Origin of the sequence: Brevibacillus sp. IT-7CA2, from assembly GCF_949767855.1 — a bacterium.
Lineage (GTDB): Bacteria > Bacillota > Bacilli > Brevibacillales > Brevibacillaceae > Brevibacillus.
Window position 1 is genome coordinate 22918 of sequence record NZ_CATKQT010000052.1, and the last position, 16724, is coordinate 39641.

The window sequence follows — 16724 nt, forward strand, 5'->3', positions numbered from 1 at the left end:
ATCTACACTCCTTTCATCTTTACAATTTTATTTGGGCCATCCCACTCAATCTGTAGACAAAGTGCGGCAGCCAGCTCACGAGCTGGAGCATAAGCCGAACCCGATATGAGCTTTTCATTTAGGTCATTGCCGTTTACACGCACATCTTGGGTCGCCGCGATCCACTCCACTTTTCCGCCAGCAGCATTGGCTACCGCTCTGACAGGTAGCATGGACACACCATCCTTTAAGAAACCAGTCACTGATAACAGCGAACCATTCAGGCTAATAGCAACCGGTACTTGCTGTGGTTTGTCTGGTTTGTCCACAGGTTTCTGTAAATACTGTGAATAATCCGACCGAAACTTGACCATCGGGAATGCAGGGCAGTTTTTCCATGAATAGCCGGGGTACTCCTGGTGACCAAGCACCTGCTTCATGGATGGAATCTGTACCTGCAGGTGCTGGATCAAGCGATTCGCCACATCGAGCTGTGCTGCGGTTGGTTGCTGTGTCCGGAAGTCCCCTACAAGACAAATGCCTAACGCATGACGGTTGCTATTGCCTACGTGGTAGGAAATTGTTTCTAGATCGTTACACCAGTAAATCGTTCCGTCCTTTTGGATCACAAAATGATAAGCAATGCCCGGCCATCCGTTCGTGCCAACATGGTAGCGTGCGAATGCCTCTGGCGAACCGCTTTTTGTAGCTGAATGGTGGAGGGCTGCCGATCGTATATCAAACGGCTTACGACGTCCATACCTTAGAGTTTTATGGCGTGGCAAAGAGGTGCGAACGTCGATCACACGCGCACCGAGAATAGTCATATTCATCGTTATTTTGTCTCCTTTCGTGCAGCACGCTCAGTCTTGGCTTTGATCTCCGAACCGCCAAGTTAACAATCGATTTCGGAACAGGCCAACCAGCTCGGTGAGCATTTGCTGTGAGGCTGTTCCATGTGTGATAGAGTAGACCAAATGTGACTCCATAAAACAGAAAGCCTGGTGTGCCCATCACCCGATCCAGTAAATTCGCTACGGCTGGCAGTGCAAAAAGAAACAGCGACCGTGGGATTCGGGAAAGACCATAATCAGACGAGTAGGTATGGTCCTTTTTCGCTGCGGAAATACCGGTGATCCAATCGAGTGAAATCATAAGAAAAAGCACGATTAAAATATCGAGCCGACCCGTTCCATAGAGGTATTGGAATATCGGGGTAAGAAATATCCCCATGGTTACTGCAATTCCGTTTGCTGGGGTCACTACGTTCTCTAAACTCTGTAAAAACTTCATCAGCTCATCTTCCTCCTCACCCCCTCGGGGCACAAAAATAGCCCCGCTAGGTACGAGGCTGGCTCAAGGTCTGGTTGAAATAAAAAATCACCAACCTAGAATTCTTGGTTAGTGATTTTCGTGAATTCCTCTGGAGAGATTTCTCCAAAAGGATTTGATGTTGTTTTTACAGCTAGTCGCAGCTTCTCTGCTGTGATCCACTTCATGCTAAACGCTAGTGCCCAGAATGCCATCAGTTACCATCTCCTTTCAATTGGATTAGCTCAAGCTTAACCATGGCTAGCTGCTCCCCCATTGTTTGGATTAGCGCATCCTTTTGGATATTGCTAATTTTGAGAAAGGATAGCTCCTGCCCCATCGTCATAACGGGGCCCTGTTCTTGCTCTTGCCTAATTTTCGAAATAGGAACTACATTTAGGGTCTTCATCAATCGATCTGAAACGCTCTGTTGCTGTTCCCTTGGCAAGAATGACCCACAGATTAATCGCCCAATTTGCGGCAGTCTTCGTTTTGTTCGTGAAGAGATAGCCTCGGTTCCCTTTTACTGCTCCCGTACAATCTTCCCAGGTCGGCACAGCATCCAAGGCATTGTTATAGACCTTTACACTCTCAATTGTGGCTCCTTCCGTGATATACCTCTCCAGCGTTACAAGTACCCGCAACGGCATACCATCAAGGATGAAATGCCCCTGTACATCCGGGCTATCGAAGTTGAGTAGGAATTCGATATGCGTCTCTGTTCGAGTGAATGTGTAAATTCGTTCGGATGAGATTCCCGCACTGTCAGTAGCGACTAACTTGATTTGATGCTGCATGTCTAAATCCAACCGAATCCAAGCCTCATGACTGATTTCTACTTTGTATTGTTGCCCTGCAACGCCTTGGAACGATCTGATTTGCTTGCCGTTTAAATACTCGCTGAATGTGAATGTATTGCCCTCTGGATCGGTGGCAGAATAGTTCACTGTTGGAAACTGCATAAAGGAGCCGAGGTCTCTAACTAAATTTTGAATATTATATTAAGTTCTTACAATTCATTTGCTTTAGTATAGATTTATGGTAATAATAGGAAATGTACCTAATTTTAGGAGGTTTTGATTATGAAGAAAAAAACATTCTTAGGTATTTCCTCATTAGTTTTAAGCCTGTCATTAGCAGCATCAGCATTTGCAGCATCTTATTGGGAGAAAGAAACTAACCAGAATAGTAATAACGACTGGGGTCAACGAGATGCAAATGGGTTTGTTATCGGTATTGACGATGTTGCCCAAGGATATATCTGGGACTGGAAAGACCGAGACTATATCGCTTTTAAGCCAAACCAAAGTGGAACAAGAACAATAAGGCTTAATGTTCCGTCAAACATGGATTTAAAATTTGAAATATGGGATGCAAGCCGCAATAAAGTATTAGATGAAGAAATTTCAAATAAGAATGGTGTAGGTCAAGCAGATTCTGTTACAATGTATTTTTCCGCACAGAAATATTACATATTGGTTGATAGAGTAATTGATTCAGGTGCAGAGGGAAATAATTTACAAGGCTACTCTTTATCAATTCAATAAACCAATATTTGATTTATCATGACCCGCCCATTAAATAATGGATGGGCTTTCTTAACTTAATTTCTCTTATGTTAAAACTTGTTCTCCATTCGTAAGGAAAGAATATTTCGAATTTGAAAATATTGTATTTTTCATCATATAAAGGTAACCTTTAAACAAGCCCAATTATTAGGAGATGATAGAAAATGAAAAGATTAGCATCTGTAGCTTTATCCATTTTTTCAGTCTTTGCCATTATTTCATCAGCGAGTGCCGCAACACCTCAAACTGTTCAATCAAATGTTACGGCCCAAGCGACTGTCACCAAGCTTGTTATTGAAGAAGATATCCCTTACAATTTCTATCCTTATGACTATGCTCCTATTTGGGTAACTGCTCATTTTTCGGACGGAACATCCAAGCTTGTATCAAATGAAGTTAACGTAACGGATGAACAAGCATGCGAGTATATCAAACAACCTAAAACTGTATATGCTATGGTTAAAGCGACGAGATCTACAGGAAATGATGTTGGCTGGTTTACTGTTGAGTACGGTGGCGTGGAAAAGACGCTCTACTTTAGTGTTGAATAAGATATTAAACCAGAGTCCTTCAGTAATATAGAAGGACTCTTTTGTTACCCTCTCCCTCCTCTGCTTCGCATTTCCACATATCCGGTTTTAAGCTGCAATAGTAGTTTTCCGGGCAACTCTTACATACATCTGGCATTTTATCTAATTCAGGCATCCCGTTCCCCTCCCCAATTCCAGAGCCATTGCTGCCCTTTTGCTGGTACTGGATCAATAGGCTTTACATCCGTCATTTCCCAAGCATACCGTCCGGTTTCAAACCACCCGAAGGAATCCTCTTGTAAGCAAACACGTTTCGTTTTCCCACCTTCCCCGCTGAAAAGCAGTGGCATGCCGCTCTGATAATCTTGTCCTACAGCCCAGCATTCAGTTAGGTTTGCTGTTGCAACTATCGCCCCAGTCGGCAGGTTATCGGCTGTATACCTGTGTTCTGACAATACGCTATGGAATGGCTCCTCCAAGCAAATCTCCATGTCCACTTTCTTAGCTGCATGGATCGCAATTTCTTTATGTCATCAATAAGCGCTGCTTTATCTTCGGGAAAGAGCAGCATCATTATCCTGTTCCAAGAACTGCTCGGTTGGAATCAAATCATGCTGGTCAACATTGATTCCACATAAGGTGCATTCATAGACCCCGATCGCACTACTGTAATGAAATAGCTTTTCGCACCCACACGTTGGGCAGCACAACCCGTCCATCTTGTTCCCCTCCCTGGGTACAAACGTACTGTTTTGATAAATTACTCAATATCTTGCGTGCAAGCCTCACACAACTCGCCTTCTTCATCGGCGAAGTAATCCGTTTCTGACAAGCAATTACTGCATACTTTGTTCAATGGCGGCCCTCCTATTTAACAAATCGTGTATTGTGTAAAATTTTGTATTTACTTGAAGGAATAATCATTTTAATGTATATAGTGTTTGAAACATAAATCTGGGATTCGAAAGGTACTTTATATGACTCGCTCAAAAAAATTGATACTATTAGGTTTCATCACAGGTTTATTAATTTTTGTTGCTTTTCCAGTCCTTCAAAAGGAAGCGCCCCTGATGGGATTATGGATGATTCTGTGGAGTCGTATTAGTTTACGAAAAGGCTCTGTTTATGGAATCTGGAAGCTTTTAACCTACATAACATTAGTGATTGGCTGGATACTCTTGCTTTTCGGGATACTTCTGACAGCCTTAGAGTACATTTTCTAAATTACCATTTTGTATACTTCATATTGTTGTAAAATGGTAATTATCCATTTGTAGCTATACCGACTGATTAGCACCCGGTCATGATTAAATGCTGATTGAAGTAACAGGTCATTTTACTGATGAGATTATCCTTCATGGGAAGAAGCACGAAATTCTTGAATTGAAGAATATGGTCGCATATGCTTTAGAACAGAGCGAACAAACAAGTGATTTCCCCCATGTCTTTTGTAAGCTCTTTAACTTTGAACTCATCCCTTACTCACCTGACATTAAAGTTGATGTTGTTTTCGACACAGATACTCATCGTATTTACCAACCCTTTTATTAAAGGGCTTTTTTCATTAACTATCATGTTAAATTGGTTATGACCAACATTCCTCCAAGCTTACTATTTGGTATAATTAACCATAAATTGGAGGTGTTTTACATTGCTGCTAATATCTAAAGTTTTATTAGCGTTGCTCCTTTTCTTGTGGGTCGGTGCGGAAATTATCTTTTCTCCAAGTCCCCAAAAGGTTAGAGCTAGAATATTGTTTTTCATCGCATTAGTCGTAATCAGCGGAGCAATTTACTGGATAGGGTATTGGTTATAAGGTCCACCTTACCTCCCTACACATTTTGATAAATTGGTCTTTTATTAAGTCCAAATACTTGAGATCTCAAAGCAAAAAATGGTAAAATTTTCAATAATCAACATTTAGGGGGTGTCTCAAATGAAGTTATATCCTCAGACATAGAAAATTTGGAAGCGAGGAGTTATATGTCATTTGAGATTATTGAACGCTCCCCTACTCTTGAAGAGTTTCATCAATTGTGTGTTTCAGTTAGTTGGGAAAAGACGATGAATTTCAAAGTGATCAAAGACTCACTTAAAAATTCTTTGTACTCAGTTGTTGTTCTCTCCGAAAGTAAAATAATTGGTATGGGCCGAATTATCGGCGATGGGTACGTTTATTTTTACCTCCAAGATATTGTTGTACTTCCGGAGTTTCAAAAAATGGGGATAGGGACAATGATTATGGACAACCTTATGTCCTATCTAAAAGAGAATGCTCCCGATAAAGCTTTTATTGGTCTCTTTTCTTCTAACGAAGGTAAGTTACTGTATGAGAAATACGACTTTAAGCAGTACCCTGCTTTAACAGGAATGTTTCGTGTTGCGCCAATATAGTTAGTTGCAAGTCTCCTCCGAACCTGGGGGAGTTTTTACTTTTTTGCCTCAAATGCCTTATCTCCCTGAGCAATTTGTAAATAAACAAAATTCGTGATACATTTTTGTAAAATACTGTATACAGGTGAGTATTATGAAAAAAACAACTTTGCAAAAAACAGGTTCTATTATAATTTGCTTGATTGGTCTTTATTTAATGATAACTAGCCTGGATTACGGTTTATTTGGGTTTATTTGGTTTTCTTTATTTAGCTATTGGAATTTGGAGTGTTTTTACATACTTTGGCAAAAATGATGAGTGATGTAACTTAAATGAGCTTGTGTGCCCTGCTTTTTTTGTCCTATCCTCCCGCGTTACACTCCTAGAAAAAGGAGTGTTGTCTCCGTGAATTTTTTAGTTACTAGTTTATTGAAAAGTTCCGTTATCGGCATAATTTTCATTTTTAAGTTCTATTCTGGATTCTTCGTTTGAATTTGGTTCTGGTGTTTGATTTGTCATTTGATTTTCTCCTTTGTAATAGTAATTTGCGCTACGCTATTTCTTTTGGTCCTCCATTCCTTGGATTCGTACAATTACCCCTTCCACTTGCGTTTTGACTGATCCAATAAGAGCGTCTTGATCAACAAGCAAATAGAAAAGCCACCCGGCATCCGAGTGGCTTCATCCCAATATCCACAAAAAAACGCTTGTTGTGTAAACTTTTGTAATGAAATGTCATTTTTCACATCTGTTTATCATTAACTTTGAATGGAAGTAGAGAACGAGCTACGAAATGTTACCTCAAAATAACGTCCTCCGCTGCGAACAAACTACCGATTCTGCGGCTGCTTCGTCCGATAAAACTCATTAAACAACTTCATTAACGCTCGCTTTTCGATACGGGATACATACGAACGAGAAATGCCCAGCTCACGCGCAATTTCGCGCTGTGTCTTTTCTTTGTCCTGATCCAACCCAAATCTGCCGATGATGACCTCTTTTTCGCGCTCATCAAGGATGTGAATGTGCTGGTAAATTTTATTGGACTCCAGCTTGAGCTGTACTGCGTCGACCACTTCGTCGGTTTCTGTGCCAAGGACGTCGATTAAGGTAATTTCATTGCCTTCTTTATCCGTCCCGATTGGGTCGTGCAAGGATACGTCTTTTTTGGTTTTTTTCAAGCTTCTTAGATGCATGAGGATTTCATTCTCAATACAACGCGCAGCATACGTAGCCAGCTTGGTGCCCTTATCCACCTGATAACTCTCGATTGCTTTGATCAGGCCGATGGTACCGATGGAAATCAGATCTTCACTGTCCTCACCTGTGTTCTCGAATTTCTTCACAATATGCGCCACCAAACGCAAATTGTGCTCAATCAGCTTGTTGCGGGCGTAAGGGTCGCCTTTGGCCATGAGTCGGAGGTACTTTTCTTCTTCGGTGTCCTGAAGCGGTTGCGGGAAGGCATTGTTCTTGACATAAGCCACAAAAACAAGAAGTTCTTTAAAAACAAGGGAAAGCGCCGCGATAATGCTGGACATGGCTGCCACCTCCACGTCTGGAATAGCTTACTTCTATCCATATGTGGGCGGTTGCCTATGCGTGCCTGTACGCAGGGAGTTGTTGTCGATTAATTCACTGTTGCTTGTATGGTAAAGGATTCACATTTGTGCATATGGATCGAAGCTTAGAAAAAATGAGATATTTTGGTAAAATGAACAAAACGAATGATTGGAGCGATCACCCATGGTAGAATTTGGCGCTGTGTCGATCGAATGGGGTACTGTACTCTTTCAGCTCTTTATCTTCTTCATGCCCATAGCACTTGTCATTGCTTGCTGCTTGTTCATCGTAAAACGCACGGAAACCAAGCAAAAAGCCATCGCCGAGCTGGAAAAACGTGTCGCAGCACTTGAGCAAGAAATAAAGCGTCCGAAATCATAACGGACGCTTAGCTTTTTCCCCTATTCAAATAAAGCCATCATCTCTTCGTCTTCTCTTTCGCGTGCTATATCGTATGGTGTTTGCCCCTCCATGTCCTTTTTGTTAGGATTCGCACCTTTAGCCAGCAGCAACTCTACCACATCCACACGCTCCTCTCCATCCGCTACCTGTGTGTGCAGCGGGGTACTTCCATCATGAGCGCTGGCATGTATGTCTGCACCGTGCGCGATGAGCGCCTCTGCGACCTCTGGATAGAGCGCGATATGCAACGGAGTAATACCCTCATCGTTTTTCGCATGGACATCTGCTCCCTGTGCGACTAAGTACGCAATGAGGTCAACATCGTCTGTCATCACAGCGCCATGCAGTACGGAAAACTCATACTCATCTTTCTCATGCAGCAATTCCGGCTGTTTCGTGACGATCTTTTTTACGAGCTCAATGTCTCCTAATTCAGCTGCATCATATAAATCTGCGAAATGGTAAGCCATATCTGTCTCTCCTTTCTTAGGCATTCTTCCCTGCTCCTTACCGCTCCTCTGTCTCAAATACAAGTTTGGCGAGCAGGACCACCGGTGCATCTTTTTCTTGCCCGCCCTCAGTGAGATCGAACAATTTTTCGTTAATCGGACCGTACCGAGATTCATTGCCATACAGCAAAATCACATGTGGGTACTTGCCAATCTCCTCTGTTAGCTGTTTGGGCCATTCTTTTCTATCCAGTGTTGCATTCATCGCATATTCGTTTTCCAAATACGTGAAAAAGTCCGCTCTGGCCTCTGCATCCTGTACCTCATGCACTTCAAAAAAGTCCTCGTCCACCCATTCAAGGCCCGACGCTGTTAAAAAGCCAGACGGTATCACTTCCCCGTCCTCATCGTAAACCGGAGTCAGAAAATCCGCTAGTTCATCAGAAGACTGCAAGGCTGCTCCCCATACCGTTACCACATTTCTCATTGTCTTTCCCCCTTGCTTCATTCCTCTTGCACAAACACGGGTCAATGCCTCTTCGTCTAATGCTTTGCTGTTTCCAAGGAAGATCGAATGCGATCTACACGCTCCTTTTCCTTGCGCAGAATGGCTTTTTCGTACGCTACATCCAACAACCGATTGATTTCTTGCCAATTCGCTTCACCTGAAGGCGACTCACCACTCGTCAGCATTTTCCCCCAAGCACTTAACGCAATCTGCCGCTGTGCTTCATTTCCGTCCAGCCAATGAATCAGATCATCCCATTGTGGACGTGATACCGCGAATAGATCATCCCAACCTTCAATCGGGTACACCACATGCGGTTTCATCCACAAAATGACTTCACGGGAGCGAAAGTGATGCAAATGACTGTTGGCAGCATATCCTACCAGACATTCTTTTCTGGCAACGACTTCGTCCATCTCGGCCAAAACTCGCTGCAAGCCTTCTTCTTCTGGCAAACAAGCCGCCGTTACATATGCACGTAGACTCGAGCCTATGCGTTCATAATGTGGCCCAGACTCCCAGAGCGAGCGTACCCAGCTCTCTGCCTTTTTGCCTACTGTCTCGACAATGAGCTGGCACCAGAGTAGCAGATTGCTTGATGAGGTTTCCTGCTCGATTTGCGCTACCCATTTATGCAAAATCGGCTCCCAGTCGTACTGAGCAAATGCCTTTTGGATACGTGAATCTCCTGCACCATGCATTTTGGCAAACAAGACCAGCTTCTCGAAATCTTGCGCGGCCTCTTCAAAGGTTAGCGTCCGATAGGTTTGCAGCCATTCTTTCCACTCTTGTGCGACTTGCCCCTCAACATCGAGTCCCTCTGCACCTGCGAGCGCTTCATAATTCCAGCACTCTGCCCCAATACAGCCGAGCTCTGTGACTCGCTCTACGAACTCTGTGAAGCTTTTGCCGAGCAATAGGAACTCGTCTGTCTCATGTCCCCATGAATAGACGGGAGGGTCATCCGCGCCTGTCGACAAATCGATGAGCAGCATGTCGCCATTCCCGCCGACGTGAAAACAGAGATATCTTTTCTCGTCCTCACTCTCTTCGTCTCCGCCAAAGTACGGCCACTCAAATGCATCCAATGACCATCCCAAATCTCCACTGAGTGAAAAAGGATCTAACGCTCGAGAGGGCAACGACCAATTTATTTGAACTTGGCTGCTGCCCGCATGCAAAATAGTACGGATCGTCGCAGGAAAGCTGATCCCGAGACTCTCCTCTCTTCTTTCGATTTCTTCCAGCCCCGCCGGTGGTTCTATAGTGAGCGGCCAAACCTGGGCACCTTGACGCTCCATATCATGCATAAGTAACTTCCACGCTTCAAACCACTTTTCTATTCGCTGCTGCATTGGCATAACGACCTCTCTCGTATGTCGTTTTCTATGTTACGAATTCTATTTCTATTTTCTTTATCTAAAATTCTATTTCATATCCTACTAAAGCACCAATTATATCCATTTTTTCATGGTAAAATTATATATTAAGTCTCTACTTTTACCGATATTAGTAGAAAAAACACGGAAATGAGGACCTAGCTGATGACCACCATTGGAATTGATTTGGGCACGACGAACAGTCTGGTGGCCTACTGGACTGAGAATGGACCCGTGCTCATTCCAAACGCGCTCGGAGAAACACTGACTCCTTCTGTGGTCAGCGTCGATGAAAACGGCGAGATTTTGATTGGAAAAATCGCCAGAGAGCGCCTCTTAACTCACCCTGATCGGACTGCTTCTACCTTCAAACGGTTTATGGGGACAGAAAAAAGGTACCAACTGGGAAGATACTCTCTTTCTGCCGAAGACCTTTCCTCCTTTGTGATTAAATCTTTGAAGGCGGACGCTGAGGCTCATTTAGGGCACCCCGTTCACGAAGCAGTTATCAGTGTGCCTGCCTATTTCAACGACACACAACGCAAAGCAACCAAACGAGCAGCAGAGCTTGCTGGACTGAAAGTAGAGCGTTTGATCAGCGAACCGACTGCCGCTGCGATCTCTTATGGGCTCCATCAGGAGGAAAGCGAAACACAATTCCTCGTATTCGATTTAGGTGGCGGAACGTTTGACGTTTCTATTTTGGAAATGTTCGAAGGTGTGATGGAAGTAAAATCAATCGCTGGAGACAACTTTTTGGGCGGCGAAGACTTTACCGATCTGATTGCCTCTTACTTTATAGAAGCCCATCGACTCGATATCAACACGCTGGACAGCAAAACGCTTTCGTCCATTCACAAACAAGCTGAGTTGTGCAAGCGCGCCTTGTTTTCCGAGCAAGAAGGGAAAATGAGTGTCAATATCCAGGGAGAACTGGTTGAAACGACCCTCAGCAGGAATCAGCTGGAAGATCTCGCGTTTCCGCTGCTGCAACGACTGCGTCAGCCGATCGAGCGTGCTTTGCGAGACGCATCCATCTCCCCTCGGGAACTGGACGCAATCGTGCTTATTGGCGGTGCGACGCGGATGCCGCTTATCAAATCCATCGTAAGCAAAATATTTGGGAGACTGCCCTATTCCCATATTAATCCCGATGAGGCTGTTGCATTGGGAACAGCGATTCAAGCAGCACTCAAGGAACGCAACGAGGCGTTAAACGAGCTTGTTTTGACAGATGTTTGCCCATACACACTCGGTACGGGTATTGTACAAACCATGGCAAACGGCAAACACGAAGACGGCTACTTCTTTCCGATCATCGAGCGCAATACGCCAATCCCGGTCAGCCGGGTAGAACGGCTATACACCGTAGTCGATTATCAACGCTCCATTCTCGTTGACGTGTATCAAGGGGAAAGCCGACGCGTCGAACATAACCTCAAGCTTGGCGAATTGAATGTAAAAGTTCCCCCTGCCAAAAAGGGCGAGGAATCTATCGATGTTCGTTATACATATGACATCAACGGGATTCTGGAAGTCGAAGTGACTGTCGTCTCTACAGGAGTCAAAAGCAAGGCCGTCATCGAAAAAAATCCGGGCAGCCTATCACAAAAGGAAATTGAGGAGCGTTTTCAAGCTCTTCAAAACATTAAGATCCACCCCAGAGAGCGAACCGAAAATCGATTGCTTCTGGCAAAAGGCGAGCGTATGTATGAGGAAGCGTTGGGCGAAGACCGCATGATCATTGCGAATTATTTACGCCGGTTCGAAAGTGTCCTCTCCACCCAAAATGAAAGAGACATCGCCAAAGCAGCAGAAGAATTGAAGCAGCAGCTGGACATGTTTGAAGGGTGGAATGAGTATTAATGGGGATTTGGGAGATTCTCGGGATTGAACCGACGGACAATCCTGCCCAGATAAAAAAGGCTTATGCCAAAAAGTTGAAGGTGCACAATCCAGAAGTTGATCCTGAAGGTTTTCAGCGATTGCGAGAGGCGTATGACCTCGCTCTGAAGTACACACGCAATACCAAGCGGAATCGTATGTTCGAAGAAACGCCCCTACCGGAAAGAAGACAGACGAGACAACTGGATGAAGGCGAGAATCATGAATCGGAAGAAGAATCGGTTCCCCTTCAGCCACCACGGCAGCGCTATGAGCTGGCGAATACCGATTCCGAAGAAGAGGCAATTCACCTCCAGCCGCCAAGACGTCTTTACGAGCTGTTGCATTCTGAACCTGTAGAAGAAGAGCAGCCTAACTACGATCCACCGCAGCGACTCACACTGTTTGATAGGTTTCTAGAGGAAACAACGCAAGAAGTTGTCTCTCAAGAAGAAATCCCCATTCCCAAGCGGTACGATTTCACGGAGAGCTACGATCATTCCGAACGCTCCATGAACCCCGATGATATGGTCGAGCGTTTTTTCCGCCGTACGCAAGAGCTGTACGATAACTATCACGAACGAATCCAGCTTGAAAACTGGCGTGAGTTGCTGAATGACGAGGCCATGTGGAATGTCGGCTGCCATCAACTCATCGATACGCAATTTCTCCACTTTTTAGAAGAACACTATCACTTGCCTCATGAGGTGTGGAAGCTGCTCGATTCTCATTTTCAATGGCGGGAGAAATCGGAAAAGCTCGCAAGCCAGCTCTCAGGACGTTTTGTCGCTTACCTGAACGGTCAGCTCAATCAGACCTTCACGCTGCGTTACCACTCTTTTGAGAATCGTGAGGACTTGGATATTGAAGCGTTTCTAGAATGGCGCAGCGATGCGTTATTTGCCCTCATGGAAAATGATTGGGAAACGGCTCAGAGTTATTTGGCAAAAGCCCATACCCTGTATGCTCTTGACCCCGATTTGATCCGTTTACAGGGCGAATATTTTTTGCGAACCGGGAATAAGAATCGTGCCTTTCATACCTTTGATCAATTGTTACGTCTTGATCCAGATAACATCGATGCGTATTTGTATCGTGCCCGGCTTTTCCTTGAAAAAGGGGATGCCGCCGATGCGATCAAAGATTGCGAGGAAATCCTCACTCGCATGCCGGAACTGTGGGACGCTCGCAGCTTGCTGGGGAAAGGCTATCTTCAGCTAGGGGAATGGGAAAAGGCTCAAGAGGTTTTTCAGGAGATGCTTTCGCATAATCCCTCCGATATCGACGCGAATATATGCCTGACGCAAATACAGTCTCCGTTTAACAAGATGACCGAACCAACTGCAAACAAGCAAGCCAAAGCCGCTAGGAGAAAAAACTTACGCGCACTCGGGCTTCCTGGCAAGTTATCAAGGTTCAAGCAATTTTTTGCCATTTACACGAGACGTAACATTTGGACGATTATTTTTCTCCTTCTGCTCCATTACGCTATGTTTGCTGTCGTATCCATGAAGCTGGAGATGACTTCGGAGCAGATGCTTGATTCCTTGATCAATCAATTTAAGCCTGTCCAAGTTAAGACGATGGACGAGTTAAAACAAACTACGCTTGGCTACCAGGTGGAATTTACATTGACCAAAGCTTCCTATATCAATATGCTCCGCGTCTATGACAAAGAAAAGCATCCCGAGCCAAAAGCCGAGTTCATTCCTGCTGCCAAAGCCGAAGAGCGAGATCTATTAAACTCTGACACCGGTTATGTAAATGTGGGTTATCTGGATCAAAAAGCGATCATCGTCATTACGGACTACGACCATGCCAAAGAAATTCATGACAAACATTCCATTACGATGCGAGGAACGCTCAAGGCGATACCGGATGGTGAGATGTTGCCTGTCATTGTGAATGCTTTGGACAAACGCAAGCATCCGCACAATGCGGTTCTCGTGACCGATACGTATATCAATGCCAAGCCTGACTTGGAAGAAAAAGGATGGACGGGATCATGGCTTATGGGCATTCTCGCGATAATTTCCATGTTGTATTACATCCGCATCATTCGTGAGATTCCCAAAACTCGCAAAGCATTGACATTCCACTAAAGGAGGCAGGGAGGACTTCCATGACAAAAGAAGCAGAAAACGAAAAAGAGATCGACCCAAAGTTAAGTCGCTACTTGCATGCTCTCTCCTCTGTTTGCTTAAATCAGAAGCGGCTCGCGTATTATTTGGCAATCCACGAATACAACCGCCTGCGCGATACGTTTTTGCGGCTTCGAATTGATAACAGATGGGACACGGGAGATGCTGCGAAAACGCAAGAGCGCTTAACTTGGTTTTTGGAACATGGGCGAAGAGCTGAGTTTGATCAGCATCGCCACGTATTATCCGCACTCAGCGCTGCCAATCGTCCCAACTACATCGCATCCTTAAAAAAAGGCGACCTGGAGTCAGCCCGGCAGTTGATCGTGTACTCGTACATGAACAGACTCCCACATGCAGGCATTGCCGCCTTTGATTACGCTTGGTATCTCATTATTTGCAAAGCAGGCGCCCAGCAGTCCTATCTTCCCAAGGCAGATGCCGTAGAAAGCATGCTGGACGTAGCCAAGCGAATCCAACTCGCTTATTCGAGCTGGGAAGAGTATTTATTTGCGTATGCATGCGGTAATCTATACGACGAAGCAGGCGCGACCAAAAATACGAGTAAAGCAACCGAAGCTCATATTTTGAAGCTCCTGACGGGTAAGTACAGCCCGATCCGTGAATTTGACTGGAAGTTTGATCTCACACCTTATCTGTCCTCACCTCAAGTAGAAAGCGTGCCTTCTTTTAGCAGCTAAGCGTACGAAAAAACGTTTCCCTCGGACTTTTTGCGCTATGTCCAACGGGAAACGTTTTTTGTTCTTGTATCTAGCCTCGATAGAGATCTCTTATGCCTTTTCCGATAGGGCCTTCACCATATGGCTCAATTTATGCCCGCTTACGATCACTGTCCCATCCTCACGATAGCCGAGCGATTCATACAGCTTTCGCGCACGTGGTTTTTCCTCGTCAACGAGCAAAGCGATTCGGTCATGCCCGCGCTGAATCGCTTCTTTTTCAAAGGCATCCAGCAGAAGAGATCCGATCCCCTTCCCTCTGCATGAGGAATCAACCGCGACAGAATCCAAATAAAATTCGTCATCCTTTGCTTCTTTTACAAGCGTAATTGTCTCGCCAGTCAAACGTTGGACATGCTCAACGAAGGGGCGATCGAGCACCTCTGTTTGGCTCCCATGATAAAAGAGCGCCAGTCCTACCGGTACATCTCCATCCATGGCAATCACCGCGTTTTCGTAGCTGAGTCGGTTATTTTCCTTCACAAAAAACTCTTCCATCATACGAATCGCATCCGCTGCCTCCGTTGCACCTGTCAGCGTATGCGCGATATCTCCAATGGCATCATAAATCAATGGCGCAGCAAAAGCTGCATCTGTAGGTTCCGCTTTGCGTATCATGTGTTTCCTCCTCGCATTTCGAGCATTCGCACGACACGACTCTTTTCGTTTCTTTGTCTATCATGCACACTTTCATTGTGTCACAATCTGCCAAGCGGATCGAGCTTTCCCGACGATCGTTCACAGATCAGCAACAATGAAACCGCTCTCATTTCTCAAGAGCGATTTCACCTTTTTCGCATCGACGTTCCTATCCAATCATTTTTTCAATCGTCAGCTTGCGATCATGCCGTAAATCGAGGAATTCACCCATTCTTCGTACCAACGGACGCATCGGTTCATCCTGATGAATAAGAATCACTTCGACTTCTTCCCCGCTACTCAACCTCGCCTTCGCACCTACGTACAGCAAGGCAATGTAGCGCACAAACTGTGCAACGATCTCAACGTTCAATATTCCATTACAGGCTTCCTTCCACAGGAGCTGTGCCGCCTCGAATGGAGAAGTCCTCCCTTTGTACACCCGATCAGAACAGATCGCATCAAACATGTCGGCAACGGCAAGCACCTGACATTCGATCGGAATGCTATCGCCTTTTCTTTGCTCCGGATAGCCAGACCCGTCGAGTCGCTCGTGATGCAGCAAGGCACACAATGCCAACAGCTCAGACCCACCCTTCATCTCACGGATCATTTCATAGCCGTAGATGGTATGCTTCTTCATGATCGTAAACTCTTCTTCACTTAGCTTGCCTGGCTTAAGCAATATTTCCTTGGGTACCCTCATTTTTCCAATGTCATGCAAAAATCCTGCTGTCCCCATGAATGCTACTCGCTCTTCATCCCATTTCAACAAGCGAGCAATGAGCGAACAGAGAATGCCTACATTTAATGAATGTCGGTATGTATAGCTGTCTGCCCCTTCCAGTACGTACAAGTTCCGGAACAACCCCAAATGCTTCGTCGATTTTTCTGCTACATCAAAAAAGATGTTGGAAAAATGATCAAGACTCGGTGCTACGCCAACTGTCAGTTCATCGAAGAGTAGTCTCGTTTTGTCGAGAGCTTGTACATAAGCAGCAACGGTTTCGGAATCTGCCTCTAGTTGGAATAGTTGAGAAGTAACTTCCTCACCCGTTCCCTCCGTCAGACTCTGTATAATGTCAACCTCACGGACTCGTTGCTTTTGCAATAAAATCACATGGGCAGGCGTGATCGTCGTGTTTTGTCCCAGCAGCAAAATTCCTTGTTCGGTGTACAAATCAGCCGCTAAAACTTGTCCAATCAGTGAGAGATCAACAGGTGCCAAAGGCATACAATCAACCTTTCCAGTCTCCG

The 16724-nt window shown here is 45.0% G+C and carries 18 protein-coding genes and 2 pseudogenes; 7 read left to right on the top strand and 13 right to left on the bottom strand.

Features of this window, described 5'->3' with window-relative positions:
- Positions 1 to 2: 2 nt before the first annotated feature.
- The 5 genes and pseudogenes from ACM6JA_RS25770 to ACM6JA_RS25790 all read right to left on the bottom strand — a co-directional run bounded on the left by ACM6JA_RS25770 (position 3) and on the right by ACM6JA_RS25790 (position 2252).
- Positions 3 to 812 carry an N-acetylmuramoyl-L-alanine amidase gene (locus tag ACM6JA_RS25770; RefSeq protein WP_414854686.1) on the bottom strand — a complete coding sequence of 270 codons (810 nt, stop codon included), beginning with the start codon at positions 810 to 812 and terminating at the stop codon, positions 3 to 5.
- 2 nt (positions 813 to 814) lie between these two features.
- A pseudogene (locus tag ACM6JA_RS25775) lies at positions 815 to 1272 on the bottom strand (holin family protein).
- Between the two features lie 95 nt (positions 1273 to 1367).
- Entirely contained in the window at positions 1368 to 1505 is a 138-nt protein-coding gene (locus ACM6JA_RS25780; RefSeq protein WP_414854687.1) for an XkdX family protein, read from the bottom strand.
- The gene (locus ACM6JA_RS25785; protein WP_414854688.1) at positions 1505 to 1636 is read right to left on the bottom strand and encodes a hypothetical protein; all 132 of its coding nucleotides are present in this window, start codon (positions 1634 to 1636) and stop codon (positions 1505 to 1507) included. The genes ACM6JA_RS25780 and ACM6JA_RS25785 overlap by 1 nt, the downstream gene beginning before the upstream one ends.
- Positions 1637 to 1661: 25 nt before the next feature.
- Positions 1662 to 2252, bottom strand: coding sequence for a hypothetical protein (locus tag ACM6JA_RS25790; protein ID WP_414854689.1), 591 nt, complete (start codon positions 2250 to 2252; stop codon positions 1662 to 1664).
- Between the two features lie 120 nt (positions 2253 to 2372).
- Here ACM6JA_RS25790 and ACM6JA_RS25795 point away from each other — a divergent pair, with 120 nt between their 5' ends.
- Together ACM6JA_RS25795 and ACM6JA_RS25800 are read left to right on the top strand one after the other, a co-directional pair.
- Positions 2373 to 2837, top strand: coding sequence for a hypothetical protein (locus ACM6JA_RS25795; RefSeq protein ID WP_414854690.1), 465 nt, complete (start codon positions 2373 to 2375; stop codon positions 2835 to 2837).
- A 185-nt stretch (positions 2838 to 3022) separates the two neighbouring features.
- Positions 3023 to 3409, top strand: a complete 387-nt coding sequence (locus ACM6JA_RS25800; RefSeq protein ID WP_414854691.1) for a hypothetical protein — start codon at positions 3023 to 3025, stop codon at positions 3407 to 3409.
- Positions 3410 to 3555: 146 nt separating this feature from the next.
- Here ACM6JA_RS25800 and ACM6JA_RS25805 read toward each other — a convergent pair.
- Both ACM6JA_RS25805 and ACM6JA_RS25810 read right to left on the bottom strand, forming a co-directional pair.
- Positions 3556 to 3909, bottom strand: a pseudogene (locus ACM6JA_RS25805) (2-oxoglutarate dehydrogenase E1); the annotation flags it as partial.
- Between the two features lie 27 nt (positions 3910 to 3936).
- Entirely contained in the window at positions 3937 to 4107 is a 171-nt protein-coding gene (locus ACM6JA_RS25810) for a hypothetical protein (protein ID WP_414854692.1), read from the bottom strand.
- Between the two features lie 1264 nt (positions 4108 to 5371).
- Here ACM6JA_RS25810 and ACM6JA_RS25815 point away from each other — a divergent pair.
- Positions 5372 to 5782 (top strand): GNAT family N-acetyltransferase, encoded by a 411-nt coding sequence (locus ACM6JA_RS25815; RefSeq protein ID WP_414854693.1) that lies wholly within the window; start codon positions 5372 to 5374, stop codon positions 5780 to 5782.
- A gap of 810 nt (positions 5783 to 6592) precedes the next feature.
- On the opposite strand, the gene sigK is transcribed toward ACM6JA_RS25815, so the two are convergent.
- Positions 6593 to 7303 (bottom strand): RNA polymerase sporulation sigma factor SigK, encoded by a 711-nt coding sequence (gene sigK, locus ACM6JA_RS25820; RefSeq protein WP_007727902.1) that lies wholly within the window; start codon positions 7301 to 7303, stop codon positions 6593 to 6595.
- A 205-nt stretch (positions 7304 to 7508) separates the two neighbouring features.
- Here sigK and ACM6JA_RS25825 point away from each other — a divergent pair, with 205 nt between their 5' ends.
- Positions 7509 to 7706, top strand: coding sequence for a hypothetical protein (locus ACM6JA_RS25825; protein ID WP_007727903.1), 198 nt, complete (start codon positions 7509 to 7511; stop codon positions 7704 to 7706).
- Between the two features lie 20 nt (positions 7707 to 7726).
- On the opposite strand, the gene ACM6JA_RS25830 is transcribed toward ACM6JA_RS25825, so the two are convergent.
- The 3 genes from ACM6JA_RS25830 to ACM6JA_RS25840 are packed head-to-tail and all read right to left on the bottom strand — an operon-like array spanning position 7727 to position 10039.
- Positions 7727 to 8221 carry an ankyrin repeat domain-containing protein gene (locus ACM6JA_RS25830; protein ID WP_390233524.1) on the bottom strand — a complete coding sequence of 165 codons (495 nt, stop codon included), beginning with the start codon at positions 8219 to 8221 and terminating at the stop codon, positions 7727 to 7729.
- A 13-nt stretch (positions 8222 to 8234) separates the two neighbouring features.
- The gene (locus ACM6JA_RS25835; RefSeq protein WP_007727908.1) at positions 8235 to 8663 is read right to left on the bottom strand and encodes an immunity 22 family protein; all 429 of its coding nucleotides are present in this window, start codon (positions 8661 to 8663) and stop codon (positions 8235 to 8237) included.
- A 56-nt stretch (positions 8664 to 8719) separates the two neighbouring features.
- Complete coding sequence (locus tag ACM6JA_RS25840; RefSeq protein WP_414854694.1) at positions 8720 to 10039, bottom strand: SMI1/KNR4 family protein; 1320 nt, start codon at positions 10037 to 10039, stop codon at positions 8720 to 8722.
- Between the two features lie 189 nt (positions 10040 to 10228).
- On the opposite strand from ACM6JA_RS25840, the gene ACM6JA_RS25845 reads away from it, so the two are divergent.
- Genes ACM6JA_RS25845 through ACM6JA_RS25855 form a run of 3 tightly spaced genes read left to right on the top strand, consistent with a single transcriptional unit; the run spans position 10229 to position 14789 of the window.
- Complete coding sequence (locus ACM6JA_RS25845; RefSeq protein ID WP_414854695.1) at positions 10229 to 11929, top strand: molecular chaperone HscC; 1701 nt, start codon at positions 10229 to 10231, stop codon at positions 11927 to 11929.
- On the top strand, positions 11929 to 14049 hold the full coding sequence (locus tag ACM6JA_RS25850; protein WP_414854696.1) for a J domain-containing protein: 2121 nt from the start codon (positions 11929 to 11931) through the stop codon (positions 14047 to 14049). The genes ACM6JA_RS25845 and ACM6JA_RS25850 overlap by 1 nt, the downstream gene beginning before the upstream one ends.
- A 20-nt stretch (positions 14050 to 14069) precedes the next feature.
- A complete protein-coding gene (locus ACM6JA_RS25855) occupies positions 14070 to 14789 on the top strand; it encodes a DUF1266 domain-containing protein (RefSeq protein ID WP_414854697.1) in 720 nt (239 codons plus the stop codon).
- Positions 14790 to 14879: 90 nt separating this feature from the next.
- On the opposite strand, the gene ACM6JA_RS25860 is transcribed toward ACM6JA_RS25855, so the two are convergent.
- Positions 14880 to 15446 carry a GNAT family N-acetyltransferase gene (locus ACM6JA_RS25860; RefSeq protein WP_414854698.1) on the bottom strand — a complete coding sequence of 189 codons (567 nt, stop codon included), beginning with the start codon at positions 15444 to 15446 and terminating at the stop codon, positions 14880 to 14882.
- A gap of 190 nt (positions 15447 to 15636) precedes the next feature.
- On the bottom strand, positions 15637 to 16701 hold the full coding sequence (locus ACM6JA_RS25865; protein WP_414854699.1) for an HD-GYP domain-containing protein: 1065 nt from the start codon (positions 16699 to 16701) through the stop codon (positions 15637 to 15639).
- Positions 16702 to 16724: the final 23 nt, after the last annotated feature.